Source organism: Amylolactobacillus amylophilus DSM 20533 = JCM 1125 (assembly GCF_001936335.1).
Taxonomy (GTDB): Bacteria; Bacillota; Bacilli; order Lactobacillales; family Lactobacillaceae; genus Amylolactobacillus; species Amylolactobacillus amylophilus.
In genome coordinates this window covers 655,005-672,918 of the sequence record NZ_CP018888.1, presented here as the reverse complement: position 1 = coordinate 672,918, position 17,914 = coordinate 655,005, and the positions used below count along the sequence as shown (strand labels likewise).

At 46.5% G+C, this 17,914-nt stretch carries 21 protein-coding genes; 9 read left to right on the top strand and 12 right to left on the bottom strand.

Features of this window, described 5'->3' with window-relative positions:
- Positions 1–92: 92 nt before the first annotated feature.
- Entirely contained in the window at positions 93–1,058 is a 966-nt protein-coding gene (locus LA20533_RS03645; protein WP_056945874.1) for a DUF1002 domain-containing protein, read from the bottom strand.
- Positions 1,059–1,160: 102 nt separating this feature from the next.
- On the opposite strand from LA20533_RS03645, the gene LA20533_RS03640 reads away from it, so the two are divergent.
- Positions 1,161–1,913, top strand: a complete 753-nt coding sequence (locus tag LA20533_RS03640; RefSeq protein ID WP_056945875.1) for an alpha/beta fold hydrolase — start codon at positions 1,161–1,163, stop codon at positions 1,911–1,913.
- A gap of 78 nt (positions 1,914–1,991) precedes the next feature.
- Here LA20533_RS03640 and LA20533_RS03635 read toward each other — a convergent pair whose 3' ends face one another.
- Positions 1,992–2,219 (bottom strand): hypothetical protein, encoded by a 228-nt coding sequence (locus LA20533_RS03635; RefSeq protein ID WP_054746159.1) that lies wholly within the window; start codon positions 2,217–2,219, stop codon positions 1,992–1,994.
- Positions 2,220–2,309: 90 nt separating this feature from the next.
- On the opposite strand from LA20533_RS03635, the gene LA20533_RS03630 reads away from it, so the two are divergent.
- Positions 2,310–2,975, top strand: a complete 666-nt coding sequence (locus LA20533_RS03630) for an alpha/beta fold hydrolase (protein WP_056945876.1) — start codon at positions 2,310–2,312, stop codon at positions 2,973–2,975.
- Positions 2,976–3,140: 165 nt separating this feature from the next.
- Here the strand turns inward: LA20533_RS03630 and LA20533_RS03625 are convergent, their stop codons facing one another.
- The 7 genes from LA20533_RS03625 to LA20533_RS03595 all read right to left on the bottom strand — a co-directional run bounded on the left by LA20533_RS03625 (position 3,141) and on the right by LA20533_RS03595 (position 10,048).
- Positions 3,141–4,274, bottom strand: a complete 1,134-nt coding sequence (locus tag LA20533_RS03625) for a site-specific integrase (protein WP_056945877.1) — start codon at positions 4,272–4,274, stop codon at positions 3,141–3,143.
- A complete protein-coding gene (locus LA20533_RS03620) occupies positions 4,271–4,534 on the bottom strand; it encodes a DUF3173 family protein (protein ID WP_236693775.1) in 264 nt (87 codons plus the stop codon). The genes LA20533_RS03625 and LA20533_RS03620 overlap by 4 nt, the downstream gene beginning before the upstream one ends.
- 77 nt (positions 4,535–4,611) lie before the next feature.
- On the bottom strand, positions 4,612–5,892 hold the full coding sequence (locus tag LA20533_RS03615) for a replication initiation factor domain-containing protein (RefSeq protein ID WP_056945878.1): 1,281 nt from the start codon (positions 5,890–5,892) through the stop codon (positions 4,612–4,614).
- A gap of 468 nt (positions 5,893–6,360) precedes the next feature.
- Entirely contained in the window at positions 6,361–7,005 is a 645-nt protein-coding gene (locus tag LA20533_RS03610) for an ABC transporter ATP-binding protein (RefSeq protein ID WP_056945879.1), read from the bottom strand.
- Between the two features lie 2 nt (positions 7,006–7,007).
- Positions 7,008–9,122 carry a hypothetical protein gene (locus LA20533_RS03605; RefSeq protein ID WP_056945880.1) on the bottom strand — a complete coding sequence of 705 codons (2,115 nt, stop codon included), beginning with the start codon at positions 9,120–9,122 and terminating at the stop codon, positions 7,008–7,010.
- 83 nt (positions 9,123–9,205) lie between these two features.
- Positions 9,206–9,505, bottom strand: coding sequence for a lactococcin 972 family bacteriocin (locus LA20533_RS03600; RefSeq protein WP_054746153.1), 300 nt, complete (start codon positions 9,503–9,505; stop codon positions 9,206–9,208).
- Between the two features lie 144 nt (positions 9,506–9,649).
- Positions 9,650–10,048 (bottom strand): hypothetical protein, encoded by a 399-nt coding sequence (locus LA20533_RS03595; RefSeq protein WP_054746152.1) that lies wholly within the window; start codon positions 10,046–10,048, stop codon positions 9,650–9,652.
- A gap of 207 nt (positions 10,049–10,255) precedes the next feature.
- Between LA20533_RS03595 and LA20533_RS03590 the strand changes: the two genes are divergently transcribed.
- Complete coding sequence (locus tag LA20533_RS03590; protein ID WP_075362793.1) at positions 10,256–10,387, top strand: helix-turn-helix transcriptional regulator; 132 nt, start codon at positions 10,256–10,258, stop codon at positions 10,385–10,387.
- Positions 10,388–10,626: 239 nt separating this feature from the next.
- A complete protein-coding gene (locus tag LA20533_RS03580) occupies positions 10,627–11,037 on the top strand; it encodes a hypothetical protein (protein ID WP_002334817.1) in 411 nt (136 codons plus the stop codon).
- Here the strand turns inward: LA20533_RS03580 and LA20533_RS03575 are convergent.
- From LA20533_RS03575 to LA20533_RS03565, 3 genes are all read right to left on the bottom strand, one after another.
- The gene (locus LA20533_RS03575; protein ID WP_001255868.1) at positions 10,986–11,852 is read right to left on the bottom strand and encodes an aminoglycoside 6-adenylyltransferase AadE; all 867 of its coding nucleotides are present in this window, start codon (positions 11,850–11,852) and stop codon (positions 10,986–10,988) included. The two genes, LA20533_RS03580 and LA20533_RS03575, sit on opposite strands and share 52 nt — an antisense overlap.
- A 175-nt stretch (positions 11,853–12,027) precedes the next feature.
- Positions 12,028–12,573, bottom strand: a complete 546-nt coding sequence (locus LA20533_RS03570; protein ID WP_001071501.1) for a P-loop nucleotide/nucleoside kinase family protein — start codon at positions 12,571–12,573, stop codon at positions 12,028–12,030.
- A 28-nt stretch (positions 12,574–12,601) separates the two neighbouring features.
- Complete coding sequence (locus LA20533_RS03565) at positions 12,602–13,405, bottom strand: helix-turn-helix domain-containing protein (RefSeq protein ID WP_002334816.1); 804 nt, start codon at positions 13,403–13,405, stop codon at positions 12,602–12,604.
- Positions 13,406–13,743: 338 nt separating this feature from the next.
- Between LA20533_RS03565 and LA20533_RS03555 the strand changes: the two genes are divergently transcribed.
- The 5 genes from LA20533_RS03555 to LA20533_RS03530 all read left to right on the top strand — a co-directional run bounded on the left by LA20533_RS03555 (position 13,744) and on the right by LA20533_RS03530 (position 17,781).
- Positions 13,744–14,157 (top strand): cysteine-rich VLP domain-containing protein, encoded by a 414-nt coding sequence (locus LA20533_RS03555; protein WP_002588751.1) that lies wholly within the window; start codon positions 13,744–13,746, stop codon positions 14,155–14,157.
- Between the two features lie 111 nt (positions 14,158–14,268).
- A complete protein-coding gene (locus LA20533_RS03550) occupies positions 14,269–14,664 on the top strand; it encodes a replication initiator protein A (RefSeq protein ID WP_002588752.1) in 396 nt (131 codons plus the stop codon).
- A gap of 183 nt (positions 14,665–14,847) precedes the next feature.
- Positions 14,848–15,792 (top strand): MobV family relaxase, encoded by a 945-nt coding sequence (gene mobV / locus LA20533_RS03540; RefSeq protein ID WP_002334814.1) that lies wholly within the window; start codon positions 14,848–14,850, stop codon positions 15,790–15,792.
- Positions 15,793–15,864: 72 nt separating this feature from the next.
- A complete protein-coding gene (locus LA20533_RS03535; protein ID WP_002334813.1) occupies positions 15,865–16,059 on the top strand; it encodes a hypothetical protein in 195 nt (64 codons plus the stop codon).
- Positions 16,060–16,158: 99 nt separating this feature from the next.
- Positions 16,159–17,781 carry a recombinase family protein gene (locus tag LA20533_RS03530; RefSeq protein ID WP_002334812.1) on the top strand — a complete coding sequence of 541 codons (1,623 nt, stop codon included), beginning with the start codon at positions 16,159–16,161 and terminating at the stop codon, positions 17,779–17,781.
- The last annotated feature ends 133 nt before the right edge of the window (positions 17,782–17,914 follow it).

Below are 17,914 nucleotides of genomic sequence, written 5' to 3'. Positions count from 1 at the left end.
ACAACCAAAAAGGAGCCCAATTTTTCGGGCTCCTTTTATGTCATGTCGGGCAGCTACCCGCTAAATTCACACAGGCAATCTGGGCTGAGATCTTAGAACCAGTTGCTAATGGTCTGCACGAGGTTCTGGAAGAAGTTGACGATTGCGTCCCAGATTTTCTGGATGAAGTTCCGGTTCTCTGCCGTATTCAACTTGTTGAAAATATTCTGGGCACTAGCCTTGATCTGCGTACCGAGTTTTTGGGCCTGCTCCTTGAAGTTGCTGTTCTTCAAAGCGCCCGAATCACGGACGTTAATCAGGATGTTAATGATTTGTTGTTTCTGATTGTTATTGATGACGTCGCCAAGATTATTGATGGTAATCTGATTGTTGATGATATCCGCAATCTGGCTGTTTGAGACGTTATCGCCAATTTTAGCCATCTCGGCCTTCGCACCGGCAACGGCATTGTTTAACTGGGCGTCAGAATACCCATCTTTACCTGAATTCTGCTCATTGATATCGCTCAGGGTGTTCATTTCGTCTTGGGCAGCGTTAACCTGCTGCTGATTCAGTGCCTCACCGTTCTTGGCGTAGGCCGCGTAGACGCCAGCGAGGGCTCCTGAACCATCAATCGGCACGGCACTGGTGACGTAGATATTCGCGTCGGCAATCCCGGCCGTCAGTGCCGCGTTTTTGTATTGGTTGGCCGTAATGGTGGTAATGTTGTTCTTGCCGTTGTATGGCAGAATCTTGACGTTAATCCCGGACCCGTTATTGGTCTTTTGAATCATCGCGCTGGACCAAACGCCGGAATTAGTGTTGAAGTTGGAGCCGGAGGGATTCAGGTACTTCACCAGCTCGGTACCAGTGATGGTGATTGTGTTATAGTTCGCGCCGTTCAGCGGATTCGTCAGCTTTGTGATTGTGCCATCGCGCTGGCTGCTGGTCAGGGACGTCCCCAGCGTGACCATGGGATCATCGTCGGCGGCAACTACTGTGTTGATGCTACTGTTGAATGCAAAAAAAATGCCAAAAACTGTTAGAATGGACGTGAAGAATGTAATAATCTTTTTCATTGTTTTAGCTCCTTTGTCCTTGTTATTATAGCAAAAATTACGAGTGCAAAAGAACCGTACGCTCTTTTTAATGATTACTTAGAGAAAAAATAGGAGAATTTTATGCTTTCTATTCGTAAACGACACTTCAACCAAATTCCACTACTGGAGGTCTTCCCGGCCGAGACGGAAGGCCAGATTATCCCGGCGATTGTCTATTATCATGGCTGGCGCTCGAATAAAGAACTTGTACTGACCAATGTGCGCAAGCTGGCGGACGTCGGGTTTCGTGTACTTGTGCCCGATGCCCTAAATCACGGTGAGCGGTGGGCCGAGGTTGCACCATTGCCGTCCTTCACCTTTTGGCAGACCATTAACGCTAACATTAATGAGTTTAACCAAATTGTGGCCCATGCCACCGAGTTAGAGCTGATTGACCCAGCACGTGTTGGCGTTGCTGGCGTCTCGATGGGTGGAATGACCGCATCCGCATTGCTGAGTGCCAACCCAAATATTCAGGCTGCTGCGTGTCTGATGGGCACACCTGAGTTGGTAAACTACCGTAAGCTTGTGTTTGCGCATGCTCGGGCAAACAGTATTCAAGTACCGCGTGCGCTTGAGCTGAGTTTGAGTTGGGTCAGGGCGTTTGACCTCTCGGTCCACCCGGAGCTGATCAATAATCGCCCGTTTTACGTCTGGCACGACGAGCAGGATAAACGCATTCCATTTGCGCATGTGGCCGACTTCTACGAGCATACTAAGAACCATCCGGCGAATCAACAGCTGACGTTCGTGCATACTAATCAGTATGGCCACATGCTGACGGCTGGTATCATGGAGCAGACAGTGCAATTTTTCCAAGCAAATCTGCATTAGTGAGCTGGCTGATTGTTAAAACGCCCTGACGAGCAATGCTATAATAGAAAAAGCCCACTTTCGTGGACTCATACTAAACTATAACTCATCCTTGATGTGATGCGCAGTTCCGCCGGCCTCTGCGGTCTTTTGGGTGTCGGCGTAGTAGACTGCAAATAGTTCCTTGCCGTCAGCCTCCGCAATCACAATTTTGCGCTCTGTGGGGCGTTCTGTTTTGAAGATTTCTGCACTGCGCCGTGCCTCACGGAAGTCGCGCGAGTTAGCAATTGCATCACCAGGATTGAAGAAAACCGTTTCGTTATTCATCAGCAACACTCCTTACATTATTGTTACTGTAATTTTACCAGTTAGAGAGTGTAAAATAAAAGAAATAGGGTTTTAGTGACAGGGGAAGATATGCGAATTAAAGTTAACGATGTCGAATTGAATTATCAACAGGCCGGTTCGGGCCACCCGTTGATTCTGCTGCACGGCAATCAAGAAGACAGTACCATTTTTGATAAAATCATTGCGCCTTTGGCCTTGTACTACACGGTCTATGCCCTCGACGCTCGCGGACACGGCCTGAGCGAATCAACAGGAGAATACCATTATCAGACCTACGTCGGGGATGTGGCGGCCTTCATTAGGAAGCTCGATTTACGCCATCCGTTCGTCTTCGGTTATAGCGACGGCGGAATTGTGGGCCTGATGCTCGCCAGCCAGTATCCTAATCTGGTGCCCCGCCTGATGGTCGCGGGTGCGAATGTTCATCCAAATGGGTTGCTCAAAAGAGAGCAAGTAAAGAATAATTTTTTGAACTTTTTCCAGCGGAAGCAGGAAGTCACGATGATGCTGACCGAGCCAGATATCACGAATACCGAATTGCAGCGAATTAGAGCAAAGACGCTTTGCGTTGTGGGTGAGAAAGATGTGGTGAAGGTCGAGCATACACGCGAGTTTGCAGAACAGATTCCGGATAGCCGGATTGTTGTGATGCCCCGCCAGACACACGCAAGCTATGTTGTACACAGCCTCAAGCTGCTGGGACTCATGAAGGACTTCTTCATCGAGGAATCGTAAAACTGTGATTGTTGAATAGGTACCCAAATAATCCTGCCACTCGGCGGGATTTTTTATGTTATAAGAATTTTCCCGGGAACAATGACACATCTCGTGCACGTCCCGTGGTATCAACGTTTCTAGCACCACCAATTTTACGGTGGCACAGTTTTGACCCTTTTCAAATTATTTTGGCTCATTGGGCACCTCCTCGGAGAAGATCCCGTTGAGCTTTTTTGCGACTTCAAAGTTACTGTTCGGGTAGAGATGACCGTAAGTGCCGAGTGTCGTTTCGATGTCTTCATGCCCCAGACGTTCTTTGATTTGGAGTGGATTTTCACCGAGGCTGATCAACAGCGACACATGCGAGTGACGGAGGCCATGCACAGTAATTCGCTCAACTTCTGCGAGTGTGCTATAAGCGCTCACGATACTCAAGAAGCGCCGGTCAGGGCAGGGAATCCCATTGAGTGAGAATACCCACTCGGATTGCACCATCGTTGCTTGTTCGACCTGCCACGCGCCTAGACACGCAATCGTATCATCATCAAGCGCGACTGTTCGACGACTAGCCGCGGTCTTTGGCTCTGGCGTTTCAAACCAGTTGCGGTTGTGATAGTCCATGGTTTTGTTGATGTTCACCGTCTTAGCTTCGAGATCAACGTCTGTCCACTTTAACGCCCGCGCTTCACCACTTCGTAAGCCTGACATGAACATGAACCACAACATCGTGCGCTCAAAGTATTTCTCGTAAGTGTCTGTGCCAGTTTTGGCAATCACTTTTTGGAAGTCTTCCCGTGTCCAGAACTTGATCTTCGCTTTCTTCTTAGGAATCAGACCGACGATGCGCACTGCATTTTCGGAGATGATGCCTAAGGTTTTGGCGCGTTCTAACACTTGACCAATCAGAATATTGACAGTTCGCGCATAAGATTGCTTGCAGACTTTTAGAATCTGCACTTGCCACCTTTGAATATCGATCGGTCGAATTTGGTCAATCGCGATCTCGGTAAACACCTTGAGATGCTCACTGCCCATCATGTTTACGCGTTGCCGGTAAGTCCGTGGCTTCACTTGGGTTTTGTACCAAGGCTTGAACACGTCCTCCATGAATGGCCCGAAGCGGGTCTGCTTGATGTCTTGGTCATCAGTAACGCCAGCCGCCAACATGGCTAGTCTTGCTTTTTTCGCCTCCGTTTTCGTTTTGAAGCCGCTGGCACGCTTTTGAATTCGCTTGCCAGTCCGTTTGTCAGTTCCTAAGCTCACGCGGAAGCTAAAAGTGCCGTCCGCTTGCTTGGTAATATGGTCTTTCGTAGTCAAGATAGTTCCTCCTTAACTGCGGAAAGGCCACTTGGTGCACCCTCAAGTTGGCTTAGTTTCAAGCCTAATACTGCGTCTACTGCTTCCACTGGAACACGGTCTACGCCTTTCTTACCGTACCATCCAAGGCCTTGTTTGAGCAACAACTCTTTTGCCATTTTGATGATACGGCTTGCTTGCGCTGGACTGTATCCCAGCTTGATAAGGTCAGCTCTAGTCATTGTCAGGAAGACTGGCTGTGCTGGTGCGTTAATATTCAATCAAATCACTTCCTAAAGTTTGGTGGGAGTGAGATAATCAAACCAGATAGAACCCATATCTTATCTGTGAAGGGTGGCTACTTGCTTTGGTCGGCGTAGTCGCTCTTTTTTGATTTCTCACGATGTTTGGAATCTGTCATAATACCATTGCGTTGGTGCTGAAAATGGTGGATCACGTCCCAGTGGCGTTGCGTCAATTTACCACTGTCGATGATAGCCTTGAGTTCGTTTGTGTTGTTGTACTGGTCAATCACCTGCAACATCTTGAGTGAGGGTGCGACTTGCTTTCTTAACCATCGAGTAATGTGGTCATAGTTCAATGGCTCCGGATTAGTGGACAGGCGCAACTTATCCCGATTGTTGCCGATGAATGCCGCCCAACGGGGATCTAACGCCCACTCGCTTTTCGGTTTGTGGCTGGGGGTGAGAAAGCACAAATACTGATTGATGATGCCGAACACGACTTGTTCAGGATCATGCGTCGCTAATAGATGTTCAACCGCGGTGGCGGCACGCTCGCGGCGTAGTCGCACTTCAAAGCGGGTCCGGATTGGTTGGTCTTCAATGGCGATTTCTGGGTGTTTCTGATGTTGCTCAAACGCCTTGTCATAGATACAGAAATTGACCTCGCTTTGTGGTGAGCCGAGATACAACGTGCGTCCAGAGGCGTGCCACTGTTTGGTGCGGTTATCCCTGAACCCACGAAAGCGCGAGCTGAATTCATCACGGTCGCACTTCTCAATCAGCGTTGATACGTCTAGCAAGCCGTTGCGGTCGTTGATAGCTAAATCAAGTCGGGTGAAGTGGCAATCCAGTTTGATACACGCTTCCAAGAAGTCATACCAAGTCCGGTTCTGTGATCGCAGATATGATTCGACATAGCGGCACCCTTGACCTTTAAGCTCAACCATTGTGCCACTGTCGTCTTTGGGGTTGTAGTCTTCGGCATCCACGTCTTGGTAAGGCGATAACATAATCTTGATTTCACCGCATATCAGGGTTGCTGAATAGCCATAATGAGCGCCGTCGTGCAGGTTGAAATGGGTCGGGCTGATTTGGAACAATTCGTTAATCAATTCTTCGTAGTCATGCGTCTTGAAAGTGACGCCGAGATAGTCAATACAGACGTCCAGATTATTCTGACCGGTTAGTGCACGCAACGCCAATGATAGTTCTAATCGGGCTTTATCGTTGAGTGGCTTCTTGCGACCCAGCAGTTGATTCAGGTGTGATCGGCTGTAATTAGCCATATCGGCGAGTTGGCCTTGTGTAATACCATTGGCGCGCATCTCGTCGTGGACTTGATCAAGCCAATCTTTGTTTGTCATGCCGCCAATCAAATTCAAGTCTTTGAGCATGTTAGCTCCTTTCTATGCGTCCTAACAGCAATTCGGCATTCTGCCTATGCGGCAAGGCCTTGCTGCGGGCGCTTTATGCCTACCGTCGGATTTCTTGTTACTTGTATTTGCCCCCCTATTAGATACTGGGGGCTTGAGGCGGCCGGCTAACGCCGACCGCCGCCGCTCACGCTAGCGGCTTTCGCGCTGCACGCCGCGCGCGGCGGCGAGGCTACCTCCTTTCAAGAAGATTTGAGATTTATTACCCTCACTACTTAAAGACGGAATTTTCATCAAAATTTGAAACAGAAACTTGATTGTTTGCAAAATCTTAATGTTTTTGGAAAATAAAAATACACCTCCAGATGATGTCATCCATTGGTGTACGTTGATTACTAAACTAATATCTGTTTTCCAAATTCAATGTTAACGAAGTGATTGATTCGAGGAATACAAGCTCTTCATCGGACAATATTGAACACGAGGCGGTTAGCCACTAATCGATGAAAGATGAACAATTCGCTGGCATTGATTGGCAACCTCATCATCGTGTGTGACAACAATAACGGTCTTGCCTTGCTTATTCATTGCCTTTAGTAACTGCATGATTTCATCACGATTTTTCTGGTCCAACGATCCTGTGGGTTCATCGGCAAGAATCAGCTTGCTTGGCTTGATAAGTGCACGTGCCACAGCGATACGTTGCTGTTGCCCCCCAGACAATTCAAAAATTGGGCTTTTACCGTATCCTTGTAAGCCAACTTTTTGAAGTGCATCGTTAATTATCGCGACTTTGTCCGCCTTGGTGGCATGCAGATATTTAATTCCCAGCATCAGATTATATTCGACTGTTTCGTCTTCAATAAGCGCAAAATTTTGAAACAGATAGCTGATATCCTCTCTGATAATTGACAAGGCAGTTCTACTATTCGGTTTGATATTGGATTGATCGAACAGTTTGTAGGTGCCAGAATCAAATGATTCAATTAACCCCAAGATGTTTAAGATTGTGCTCTTACCTGATCCACTTGGTCCCGTAATGGCAATCATTTCTCCCGCTTCAACTGATAAGGAGAAGTTGTCCAGCACAATTTTGGTTTTATACTTTTTTGTAACATGCTCTAGTTTAATCATTTTCATTCTCCTTTCAGCATTGCTGGAAGACTACGCCGTTCAACAATCGAAATGAAGCCACTGGAGATTAGTGCGTCCAAAGCAATCATAATCAGCGCAAAAATCAGTATTAATTTTGAGCTTCCAAATAGCAACACTACCAAAAGCTGAATTGCGTATAAAGCCAAGGCGACTAATCCTTCCCACTTGTATCGATCAACTAACTTTATTCCCAGCATTTTCTTGATTGCAAGTGAGCGTGCTTTATTTTGGATGATACACATGAGTAAGAAAATGGAGGCAATCAAATTTAGGCAGAAGACTGTTACCAGCATGAGGGCAAAGAATGCTAAACCCTGATTGATAGAAGTCAAAGAATCCGATAGTATTGAATTCATTGTCGCAAAATGAATATTTAGGTAACCCGCATCTGCTTTTGTAATTGCGTGCTTTATGGTACGCATTGTTGATTTGCTTTGGGAAATTTTCAAAGGATTGGCACCACTTGTATCGGATAAAATCTCCTTATCAAAGAACGTCATATTGCTTGGTGTAACGATTGAAAAAATGGGAGACTGAAGCCTTTGCTTGATATTGAAGTCGTAAGCAAAGACTGACACTTTGGCTTGTCGATCATTATAATAAATCAACTTCACCTTCATTTTTTTGATACTAGTATGCGACTGTTGTTCGCTATTTAGCAAGTTGTACTGAAAGCTCTGTACCAAGTGCATCATTGCGTGATGATTTTTATATTTTTGAGGAATCAAGTAGACGCGTTCAGTTGATTTTTGCTTTAACAGTGACCTGAGTTGCGGCACTTTATTCCGAATGTAATTTTCATTCACGGTCATAATTGGATAGCGTTCATTCGGAGCAAACTCGGGAGTTGTTGCATTTGAGGATAATTCTTTAGATGGATTAACCACTGTACTACGCACGTACATTGTGTCGGTATTTTGATCTAGGTCTGCATACAGTTTTGTTAGGGTACGTGTTGCGTGGTCTTGATCTGCCAACATTACTTTGTCAATCGTCAATACTTCGCCGTCACGTTGCCAATCTTTAACCTGCTGTGCTTGGCGAAGCGATTCAGTGATACCAGCAGATGTTTGAACAAGCAGTACCGTGGTGACAAGTGTTAACAGTGCTTTTAGTCCGAATGATAGCCACGTTCCGAGCGTAAAGTTGAAGTGATTTTTCAGCAAATCACGAATGGTGGTCTTGTGAACCAGTAGATACACTGAAAGGTTTGCGAGAAAATACAATGCAACTAGTGCAAATTGTCCTACAATCAATATTGGCAACAGGGTAGGCGGTAAGAAATTGTGATATAAAATCACAATCACGATATCAGTCATAACGCTAGTAACCAACAGTGTCACCATGCCATTGCGGACGAAACTCCAAATAATCGCGCCGTTTTTCCAGCCGTTGAGTTTCATCACGCCAATGGTGTGCATTTTCGATATTGGCAGGTAGACAACAATCAAGAGGAAAATAAGTATCGATATTGCTAAGAGCAATAAGAATATCCCAAGATTTTTGTTGAACATTTCTGTTCGCTGTTCAACGTTTTTGGTCACAAGTTGAGCTGGCGTCACACTAAAAAATTGACTTAGGCGATGAATTATTTTCGCTTTATCTGTGCTATTGGCGCCAACAATAGTGAATGTCCCGTTCGCCGTTCGGTTATTATCTTTATGATAACGTGAAAGCGTCTGGAGAATCACATGGTTTTTGCTGTAAAAAACTGGAATAGTACCAATTTGGTGCTGGCTTCCCGTTACAAAACTTGCGTAGTAATCGTCCTTATCAGGGAATACGTTGTTCGATGTCAATCCAAAATTATCTTTTGGAAAGCTGCTACGCTGATATACGACTGATTTCACAGTGGCGCCATTTGAATCTGTCGTACTAAGGAAGACATTCACCTTATAGTGATTAGACAGCCGCGAAAATTCCTTGATTTCATCTTTGACCGCAACCTGACTATCACTGACATAGAAGTTGAAAGAATCATCAGTCTTCTCTATAGTGTTTGTTCGGATCACGTCTTTTGTTTGGAAAATATTAACGGTGATCAGTGCGGAGCATATAACTACTAAGAACACACACAGTGATAGAATTTTTTTCAAGATCATCACCCCTTAACCCAATAAATACGAAAGGCGCACTTTCACATATGCGAGAGTCGTCTTTTACTTGCCAACAGATTTAGTTAGCTAACACTCCACCAGTAGTTTAAGCCTGTAGGTGGAATCTTGGTATACTTTGATTGTGCCCAAACGCCTTTGGTCTTGGTGACCTTGTTGCAATCGCTCTTTGTTCTACCGACCGAAGCACTATGTGTCTTGGAATTATGAAGATAGTCGGAGTATCCGAATGTGCCAGTCAAGCCGACACCATAGTTCCATGTGCCACCGCCAACACTTGCTGCCATAACAGCACTACCTACGCCTGTTCCCAGCAGACCAGCCGTGACAGCAAACGCCGTCATCAATTTCTTTGCACTCTTCATAACATGTCCCTCCATGTGTGAATGTGTTCCACTAAAAAAGTTTAATACACGGTCTCTGTTCCGTATTCTCAGCCGTATCTCCTCCAAACGTTGCCTTTGCCCCATCAACAACTACAAGAAGAAATCAGCACGCGGTACTGCGAATTAGTCAATCTTAATTGCGTAAGTACCAGCAGAGGAAACGGCCATAGCCTTGAGAGTATATGTTCCGCTATTCCAAGGAATGCTATCCAGTCTTACCGTTTTACCCTTACCAATGGTTTTGACTGATCCTACCTGTGCGCCATTCGAATTAACGATTTTAACTTTGATAGCCCCTTTATTTCCGGCATTGTTTGTAACAACTGGGCTGTCATTGAAAATGTTATTTGATGACGTAACATTAGAGTATGCATTCGTAACTAGATATGCTGTACTACTCCAGTAAATCATCGCCGTTGCGGTAGATTGAGTGGCTTGCTCACCATCCGTGGTAGCATTAACCGATTGTGATCCGCTCACCGAAACACTAAGTAAAACCGTGGAAAGCAAGGTAGCACACAAGAATTTACACCTCATATTGATTCCCCCCTGTATGGCTAAAGAATATCATCTTGCAAGCGTTTTTAATAGTGGGTATATTCAAGAAGGATTATGTATCAGTAATGACAGAGTTTGTGTCATGCCAAAAATCACCGTAAATTACAGAGTCACAGATGCTATCTAGACTACACGGTCAAATTTTGCGATAACCATAATGGAGGATTTGAAATGACAACCTTTGGAGAGCGACTAAAGCAACGACGACTAGAATTAAAAATCACACAAGCTCGACTAGCGGAGTTGCTCTCTGTATCTAGATCGGCAATTTCAAACTGGGAGGTTGGAGTTTCCCAAAGTTAAAGATACCACATCAATCCCACGCGGACTTTTGCTCAACCGATACAGCCGGAGGGCTGGATAACAAGAAAAGGCGGTATGCGCCCCGTGGAGGGGTAGCGTACCGCCTTTTCTTGTGGGGGTTTCCAAAGGGGGCAACGCCCCCATTTGGCACACGACTTTGCGAAGCAAAGTGTAGTGTGTTATACGCTCTGCCGGCGTTGCCGTGAAAATGCCGTTGCCGCCGGGGAGGGCAAGGGCATTTGAAGCGGCAGGAAAACAGGGCTGTGCTTGCGTGGCGTGGAGCCGCAAGCGCAGGTCTGGACTCATCAGCAGACAGGGCGTATATGAAAGCCCCAGTTCCTCGTCCTACGCTCCAACTTGTGGACAAAGTGTCCCGAAGTTGTGGCCACACTCCCGGAAAAGTAGCAGGACAACGGGCAACCGTCAAGGCTGAAATGAACGGGTTTACACCCGGCCTTGACCTCCGCCCGCTGTCCCGCTGGATGGGTGGACAAGGCGGCCAATCCCTCAAAGTGCTTGGCCGCTCTCTTTCTGATTTTGAGGTATTCAGTTTTTCAAAATTGAATAATCAAAATAAATTTTTTCGATTGAAAAAATTTTATTTGTTATCATCTTCAATGCCATATTTTTTCTTTTGCCGAATCACATAATTACTGATTTTTTCATCATATAGTGGATACTGGTAATCCAACTGGCATGCCACTTCTGACGAAACCTCCCGGAACAATGCCATACATTGTTCAAAGGATTCCCACATATGGGGATAGGAATCCATATTATAAGTGGACATAAGTCGTTCCCACAATTCCTCTGGGACATATTGCTTCATAAATTTATAGTTTTTTCCCAAACTGAAATGAAATCCCTGTTTGATACCAATCAGCCAGGAAATCATGCGAAGCAATTCTTTTCGTACTATATCATTCATATGGTCAATAGCAAAAAGAATTTCTTTGCGGCATAAGCCCTTTACTACATATGTTGTAGTATTCCAAAATTCATTACAGCAATCGTCAAACATTCTTTGAGTAGGCTTCTGCAAGTGGTAGTCTATATCCGTTGGTATTGGCGGCTTTACGATACGGTTGTCTTTATCCAACAGTAACTTTACCAGTTTATCCCATGTAAAATACTCGTCTATCAGTTCCAGCGGCAGCAAAGTTAAATCTATCTTAACATCATCAGTAAACAGCATTAAATATGAAAATCCCTTTTCTACAGCTGGAAATAATTCCATATCTTCCGGCTTTTGCAGAATCAACCTTTCACCAAATATATCTAGCCATTTATCATCACTTGTGAAGCTGTCCATATCCGTAACAAAAAAAGTAATATCAAAATCCTGAAAATCATCAGGCGGAATATTTGTATTTGTTCTAGATCCTTCCAAAGTAACCATGCGAATGCGTTTGTCTGTTTTTGCAAAATTCAAAACAATATCATAAACTTCCTTTTCTGATCTCATTTTTATCTCCTCCAATTATTGAAATAGGTGTGAAGCCATTTTAGGGCTTTCCCGCCTTGATTACCCTTTAGCAAAGACGGGCGGGACTGTCAACGGCGGCGCATGAAATGCGCCGTTCATCTTGACCGTTGACTGGCTCGGCTGGCTTTGCTATCTTCCTGACAAATGGGAATGTCTAAGATAGTAAAGACGTCCCACATGCAACTCTTTCTTTTATTGCGGAAACCGTATCTTTAATTGTGAATGTAGTTGTGTCTATGACATTTGATTCATATACTCCCAAACCGGAAAATTGCTCCCACATTGTTTCCACTAATTCAATATTTGTTTTTCTATCTAATTTTGAGCGTTCCACAGCTCGCTTCATAGTTTCTTTTTTACTCGCTCTTAATACAATATAGTGTACCTCGTAATCTTCTTGGGCAAGAGCTTTCCATGGCTCCAAAAACCATGGCCCGACAATCCCATCTACAATTACATCATATCCGCCACGAGCATATCGCTTTGCAGCTTCTAAAAAGGCTTCAATGACAACCAGATTTTGCTCGTTGGATTCTGGCAAATGTGGTGGTATTGCGCCTTTGCTTAAGTAATGAAAAAAGTCATCGGTGTGCATATGCACTGATTTATCCATATCTGATTCCTTTGCGACAATTGACGCAGTTGTTGTTTTTCCTGTCCCCGGTGAGCCTGTAATCACAATAATTCTTCCTTGATTCATCTGTATTTTCCCTCACAATTCAAATTTATCACTTTGTTCCTGCCTGCTCAATCATCTTCTTCGCAAACTGCTGGAACATTTCAACAGTTTCTTTATCCATCGGTGTAAGCTGTCCGATCTGTCCAGCTATCATCGCCGTTACATCGTCAATGGAAAGTGGTTTTTGTTTCTGTTCCGCCAGTGCGTCCCGCATGGCTTGGAACATAGCGGCGGTCACAGCTTCTCCCGGCTGTTCCCCGTTGTCAATGTCTTTCTTAATGTCCCGCAGGATAGCCAGGAACACATTTTTGATTTTTTCAATCTCCGCTTCATGTTCCCCTATCTTTTGGGCGTTCAAAAGCTGTAAATCCTGCTTCGCTTCTGCCCGGTGTTCCGGGTGTTCTTTCATCAGGTCGGACAGGGAAGCCGTTGCCATCTCGATAAGCTGGTTTCTTGCTGTTATGCCCTTTGCCGCCGTATCCTGAAAATAAATCCGTATCAAATCTATCAGCTTAGGAAAATTCCTGTGTTCCAACAGGCGGTTGAGGATTTGCACATCAACAGCACCCGTCACAAGCCCCCTCACGGCTCCCTCGGACAAGCCTAATTCAGAAATATCGTAGCTTTTACGAACGCTCACGGTAGACAAGCCCAGTATGTAGTCTGTCGATACCTTAAATTCCTTTGCCACACCTATGAGAATATCACTGCTGACCGTTCTTGTTTCGCCGCTGACAATGCGGCTCAACTGGGAAGCGGAAACGCCTATCTTCTCCGCAAGTTCCTTTTGTGTGATGTGGTTCCCGTTGCATAAATCGGAAATCCGCTGTCCGGGCGTTCCGGGTAAAGCCATAGATACGCACCTCCTCCGCATACTTCCATTATACAGAATGATTGCAAAAATGCAATTTCCAAAGTGTAAACTTCATCAAAATGCAATTCTCGCAATATTCCGGGAATTGCATTTTTTTCGTGTAGACTTAGGGTAGTTCATCGATGGACGGCACCTTGAAAACAGAATGACCGTCCGAAAAGGAATACCCCGGCTGGGGAAGCACCGCAAGGAGTCGGACTTCGGGACAAAATGTCCCGAAGTTGCGAGGAGCGTGCCAACGCCGGAACACGCCGCAGGAATGGGGCAGGAAACCTTTTCGGGGAGAACGGCAACGGAAAGCAAAATGGAGGGAACGCATGAGAGATAACCCCTATAAAGACTTGCCGCCGCTGGAACGCAGGCCGGACGGTTCCCTTTACCGCATGACCCCGGCGCAGAGAAAACAGGCGGCCAGCCTGATACGCCGGGAGTGCTGTTGCTGTGAGGACGGCAACTGCATTGTCCTTGACGATGGGGACACCTGCACCTGTCCGCAGACGATTTCTTTCTCGGTCTGCTGTAAGTGGTTCCGCTGGGCGGTCTTGCCGCTGGACGGGACGCTGGAAGCGGAGATTTTCCGGGATAAGGACTTGAAACGCTGTGAGGTCTGCGGCGGTGTGTTCGTCCCCAAATCCAACCGGGCAAAATACTGCCCCGGCTGTGCCGCCAGAGTTCACAGGCGGCAGAAAACAGAAAGTGAACGGAAAAGGAGGTCTGCTGTGGACAGTTAGGAGCGAAAAAAGCCTTGATTTATCAGGCTTCGCAAGCCCCAAACCGGGGCTGGTGGTATAAAGTATCGCCCGCCCCGGAAAACGGGCTTCTAACCGTCCACAAAACGCACTATGACAAATACCATCTATATCCATCAGCCGGAAAAGGCGTTCAGCTTCACCCGGCTCCCGAATTTCCTCTTTGAAGCCCCCACATTCAAGCCCTTGTCCAACGAGGCAAAGGTTCTGTACGCCTTTATCCTGCGCCGGACAGAGTTATCCCGCAAGAATGGGTGGGCGGATGATTGCGGACGGATTTATCTGTACTATCCCATCTGCGAGGTGGTTGACCTGCTCCACTGTGGGCGGCAGAAAGCGGTAAACACCCTGCGGGAACTGCAATACGCCGGGCTGGTGGAGATCCAGAAGCAGGGCTGTGGAAAACCCAACCGCATTTTCCCAAAATCCTATGAAGCGGTTCCAAACACCGACTTCAAGAAATCCGGTTCTGGTACGCCGGAGGGCTGAAAACCGTACTTATGAAGTGAGGAAATCACTCCCCGGAAGTACGAAAACCGGACGGTATATAGAAATACAAAGATTAAAAAGATTTATTTATATTCTATCCATTCCAATCCTATCCGAGCTAATTTCTGCGGGATTTTCCCTGTGGAAAACCCCGGATAGGAAAGGAATGGGGAAAGGAGCAGAATGGCACAACACGCAATTTTGCGGTTTGAGAAGCACAAGGGCAACCCGGCAAGGCCGCTGGAAGCCCATCACGAAAGACAGAAAGAACAATACGCCAGCAACCCCGACATTGACACAAGCCGGAGCAAGTACAACTTTCATATCGTCAAGCCAGAGGGCAGGTACTATCATTTCATTCAAAACCGCATTGAACAGGCCGGGTGCCGAACCCGCAAGGACAGCACACGGTTTGTCGATACGCTGGTAACTGCCAGCCCGGAGTTTTTCAAGGGGAAATCCCCAAAGGAGATACAGGCGTTTTTCCAGAGGGCGGCGGACTTCCTCATTGGCCGGGTAGGACGGGAAAATATCGTGTCGGCGGTGGTACACATGGACGAGAAAACGCCCCACCTGCATTTGACCTTTGTTCCGCTGACAAAGGACAACCGCCTGTGTGCAAAGGAGATTATCGGCAACCGGGCAAACCTGACGAAGTGGCAGGACGATTTTCACGCCTATATGGTGGAGAAATATCCTGACTTGGAGCGTGGGGAGAGCGCCAGCAGGACAGGCCGGAAGCATATCCCCACCCGGCTTTTCAAACAGGCGGTTTCCCTCTCCCGGCAGGCAAGAGCCATTGAAGCCACACTGGACGGCATTAACCCGCTGAACGCCGGAAAGAAAAAAGAGGAAGCCCTCTCCATGCTGAAAAAGTGGTTCCCGCAGATGGAGAATTTCTCCGGGCAGTTGAAAAAGTACAAGGTCACAATCAATGACCTGCTGGCGGAGAATGAGAAGTTGGAAGCAAGGGCAAAGGCCAGCGAAAAAGGAAAGATGAAAGATACGATGGAACGGGCAAAGCTGAAAAGCGAACTGGACAATTTACAGCGGCTGGTTGACCGTATCCCGCCGGATATACTGGCGGAACTGAAACGTCAGCAGCGGCACACGGTAAAGGAAAGGTGATAGATATAAGCAGAAATTTTCGCCGCCTCTGTGCGGCATTGTACCTTGAAAACTGAATATGGAGGACACTGGATGGCAAAAAGTGAAAGCGATATTTTTACACCCCGAACAGGGCAGGTTATACAAGCAGAGAACGGCACGCAGTATTTTGTATGTGGGAACAACCGTATAAAAATCTCCGAACACTTCGCCGCAGGCGGGAAGCCCCTCGGTGATCTGATTGTAGATGTGGTGCGGCATACCGCAGAAAAAGCCGCTTCAACCTGATAGCCCATCATTGATAACACGCCCACGCTTATGATATAATTGCCATAGAGCAAAAGTATTGTAAGCGTGGGTTGTTTCTTTAGAAGGAGGATTTTTACGGTGAAACAACCTTACAATACTACGATTTACAACACGGCGCTTTATATGAGATTGAGCCGGGACGATGAACTGCAAGGAGAAAGCGGGAGTATTCAGACACAACGCATGATGCTCCGGCAATATGCCGCCGAGCATGGCCTGAATGTCATAGATGAATATATCGACGATGGATGGTCTGGAACGAACTTTGACAGGCCGGATTTTCAGAGAATGATTGATGACATTGAGGACGGGAAAATCAACTGCGTTGTTACGAAGGATTTATCCCGCTTAGGCAGAAACTACATTCTGACCGGCCAGTACACGGAAATCTACTTTCCCAGCAAAGGCGTCCGCTATATCGCTGTCAATGACAATGTGGACACCATCAACGGAGAGAATGAGCTTGCCCCATTCCTCAACATTCTGAATGAAATGCACGCCCGCCAGACCAGCAAAAAGGTAAAGGCGGCCATGCGGACACGGTTCGCAAATGGCGCACACTATGGAGCCTATGCTCCGCTTGGCTATGTCAAAGACCCAGATAAGAAAGGCCATCTTCTGATTGACCCGGAAACAAGGTGGATTATCGAAAAGATTTTTGACCTTGCCGTTCATGGCCGGGGAGCCGCCAGCATTACACGGATTTTGGTCGAAGAAAAAGTACCTACTCCCGGCTGGCTGAATTTCCAGAGATACGGCACTTTCGCAAATATCTATGCCGGAGCGCCGGAGGAAAAAGCCTATGCGTGGACGATAGCGCAGGTGAAAAGTATTCTGAAAGAGGAAACCTATATCGGACACAGCGTCCACAATAAGCAGACCAACATTTCATTCAAAAACAAGAAGAAAGTACGCAAGCCAAAAGAGGAATGGTATCGTGTGGAGAACACCCACGAAGCGATTATTTCCGAAGATGTGTTCCGTCAAGTACAGGAGCAGATTTGCAACAGGCGCAGACGGCAGAAGAACGGCACAACACAGATATTTTCCGGGCTGGTAAAATGTGCGGACTGCGGCTGGTCGCTGGCCTATGGTATGAACAGCCAGAACAAAAATCCCTATGCCCACTACCATTGTAGCAAGTACGGGCAAGGATTGCACCAGTGTTCCATGCACTATATCCGCTATGATGTGCTTTACGCCTATGTCCTTTCCCGTCTGCAATACTGGTCTGTGCTGGCACAGCAGGATGGGGACAAACTTCTGAAACGGCTACTTAACGCCAGCGACAAGGAACGCAATACTGCAAGGAAGCGGCAGACAGCCGAACTGAAAAAGGCGGAAAAGCGCAAAGCAGAAGTAGACACCCTGTTTGCAAAAATGTATGAGGACTGGTCTGCCGGACGCATTACAGAATACAATTTCAATATGCTGTCCGAAAAGTATCAGGGCGAACAGCGAGAATTGGACGTAAAAATTGAACGGCTTCACGAAGCGATGGAGACCGCCGCCCAGACAGCGGTTGACGCTGAAAAGTGGATAGGTCTGATGAAACAGTATGTCAATCCCACAGAATTGACGGCTGAACTTCTGAATACGCTGATTGAAAAAATCCTTGTCCATGAAGCGGTCAAAAGTGAGGACGGAAGCCGGGAACAGGAAGTGGAAATCTTCTACCGCTTTATCGGCAAAATCGAATGACACATCTTGAGATACCCAACAATATCTTTAACTAAGGGAAACGGGGCGAAATTATCCAGATTTAGATATCCTTGTATCTCTGAGCGAAATCCTTCAAATGTCTATTGACCAGTTGCTGAAGGAGGAGCCTGAA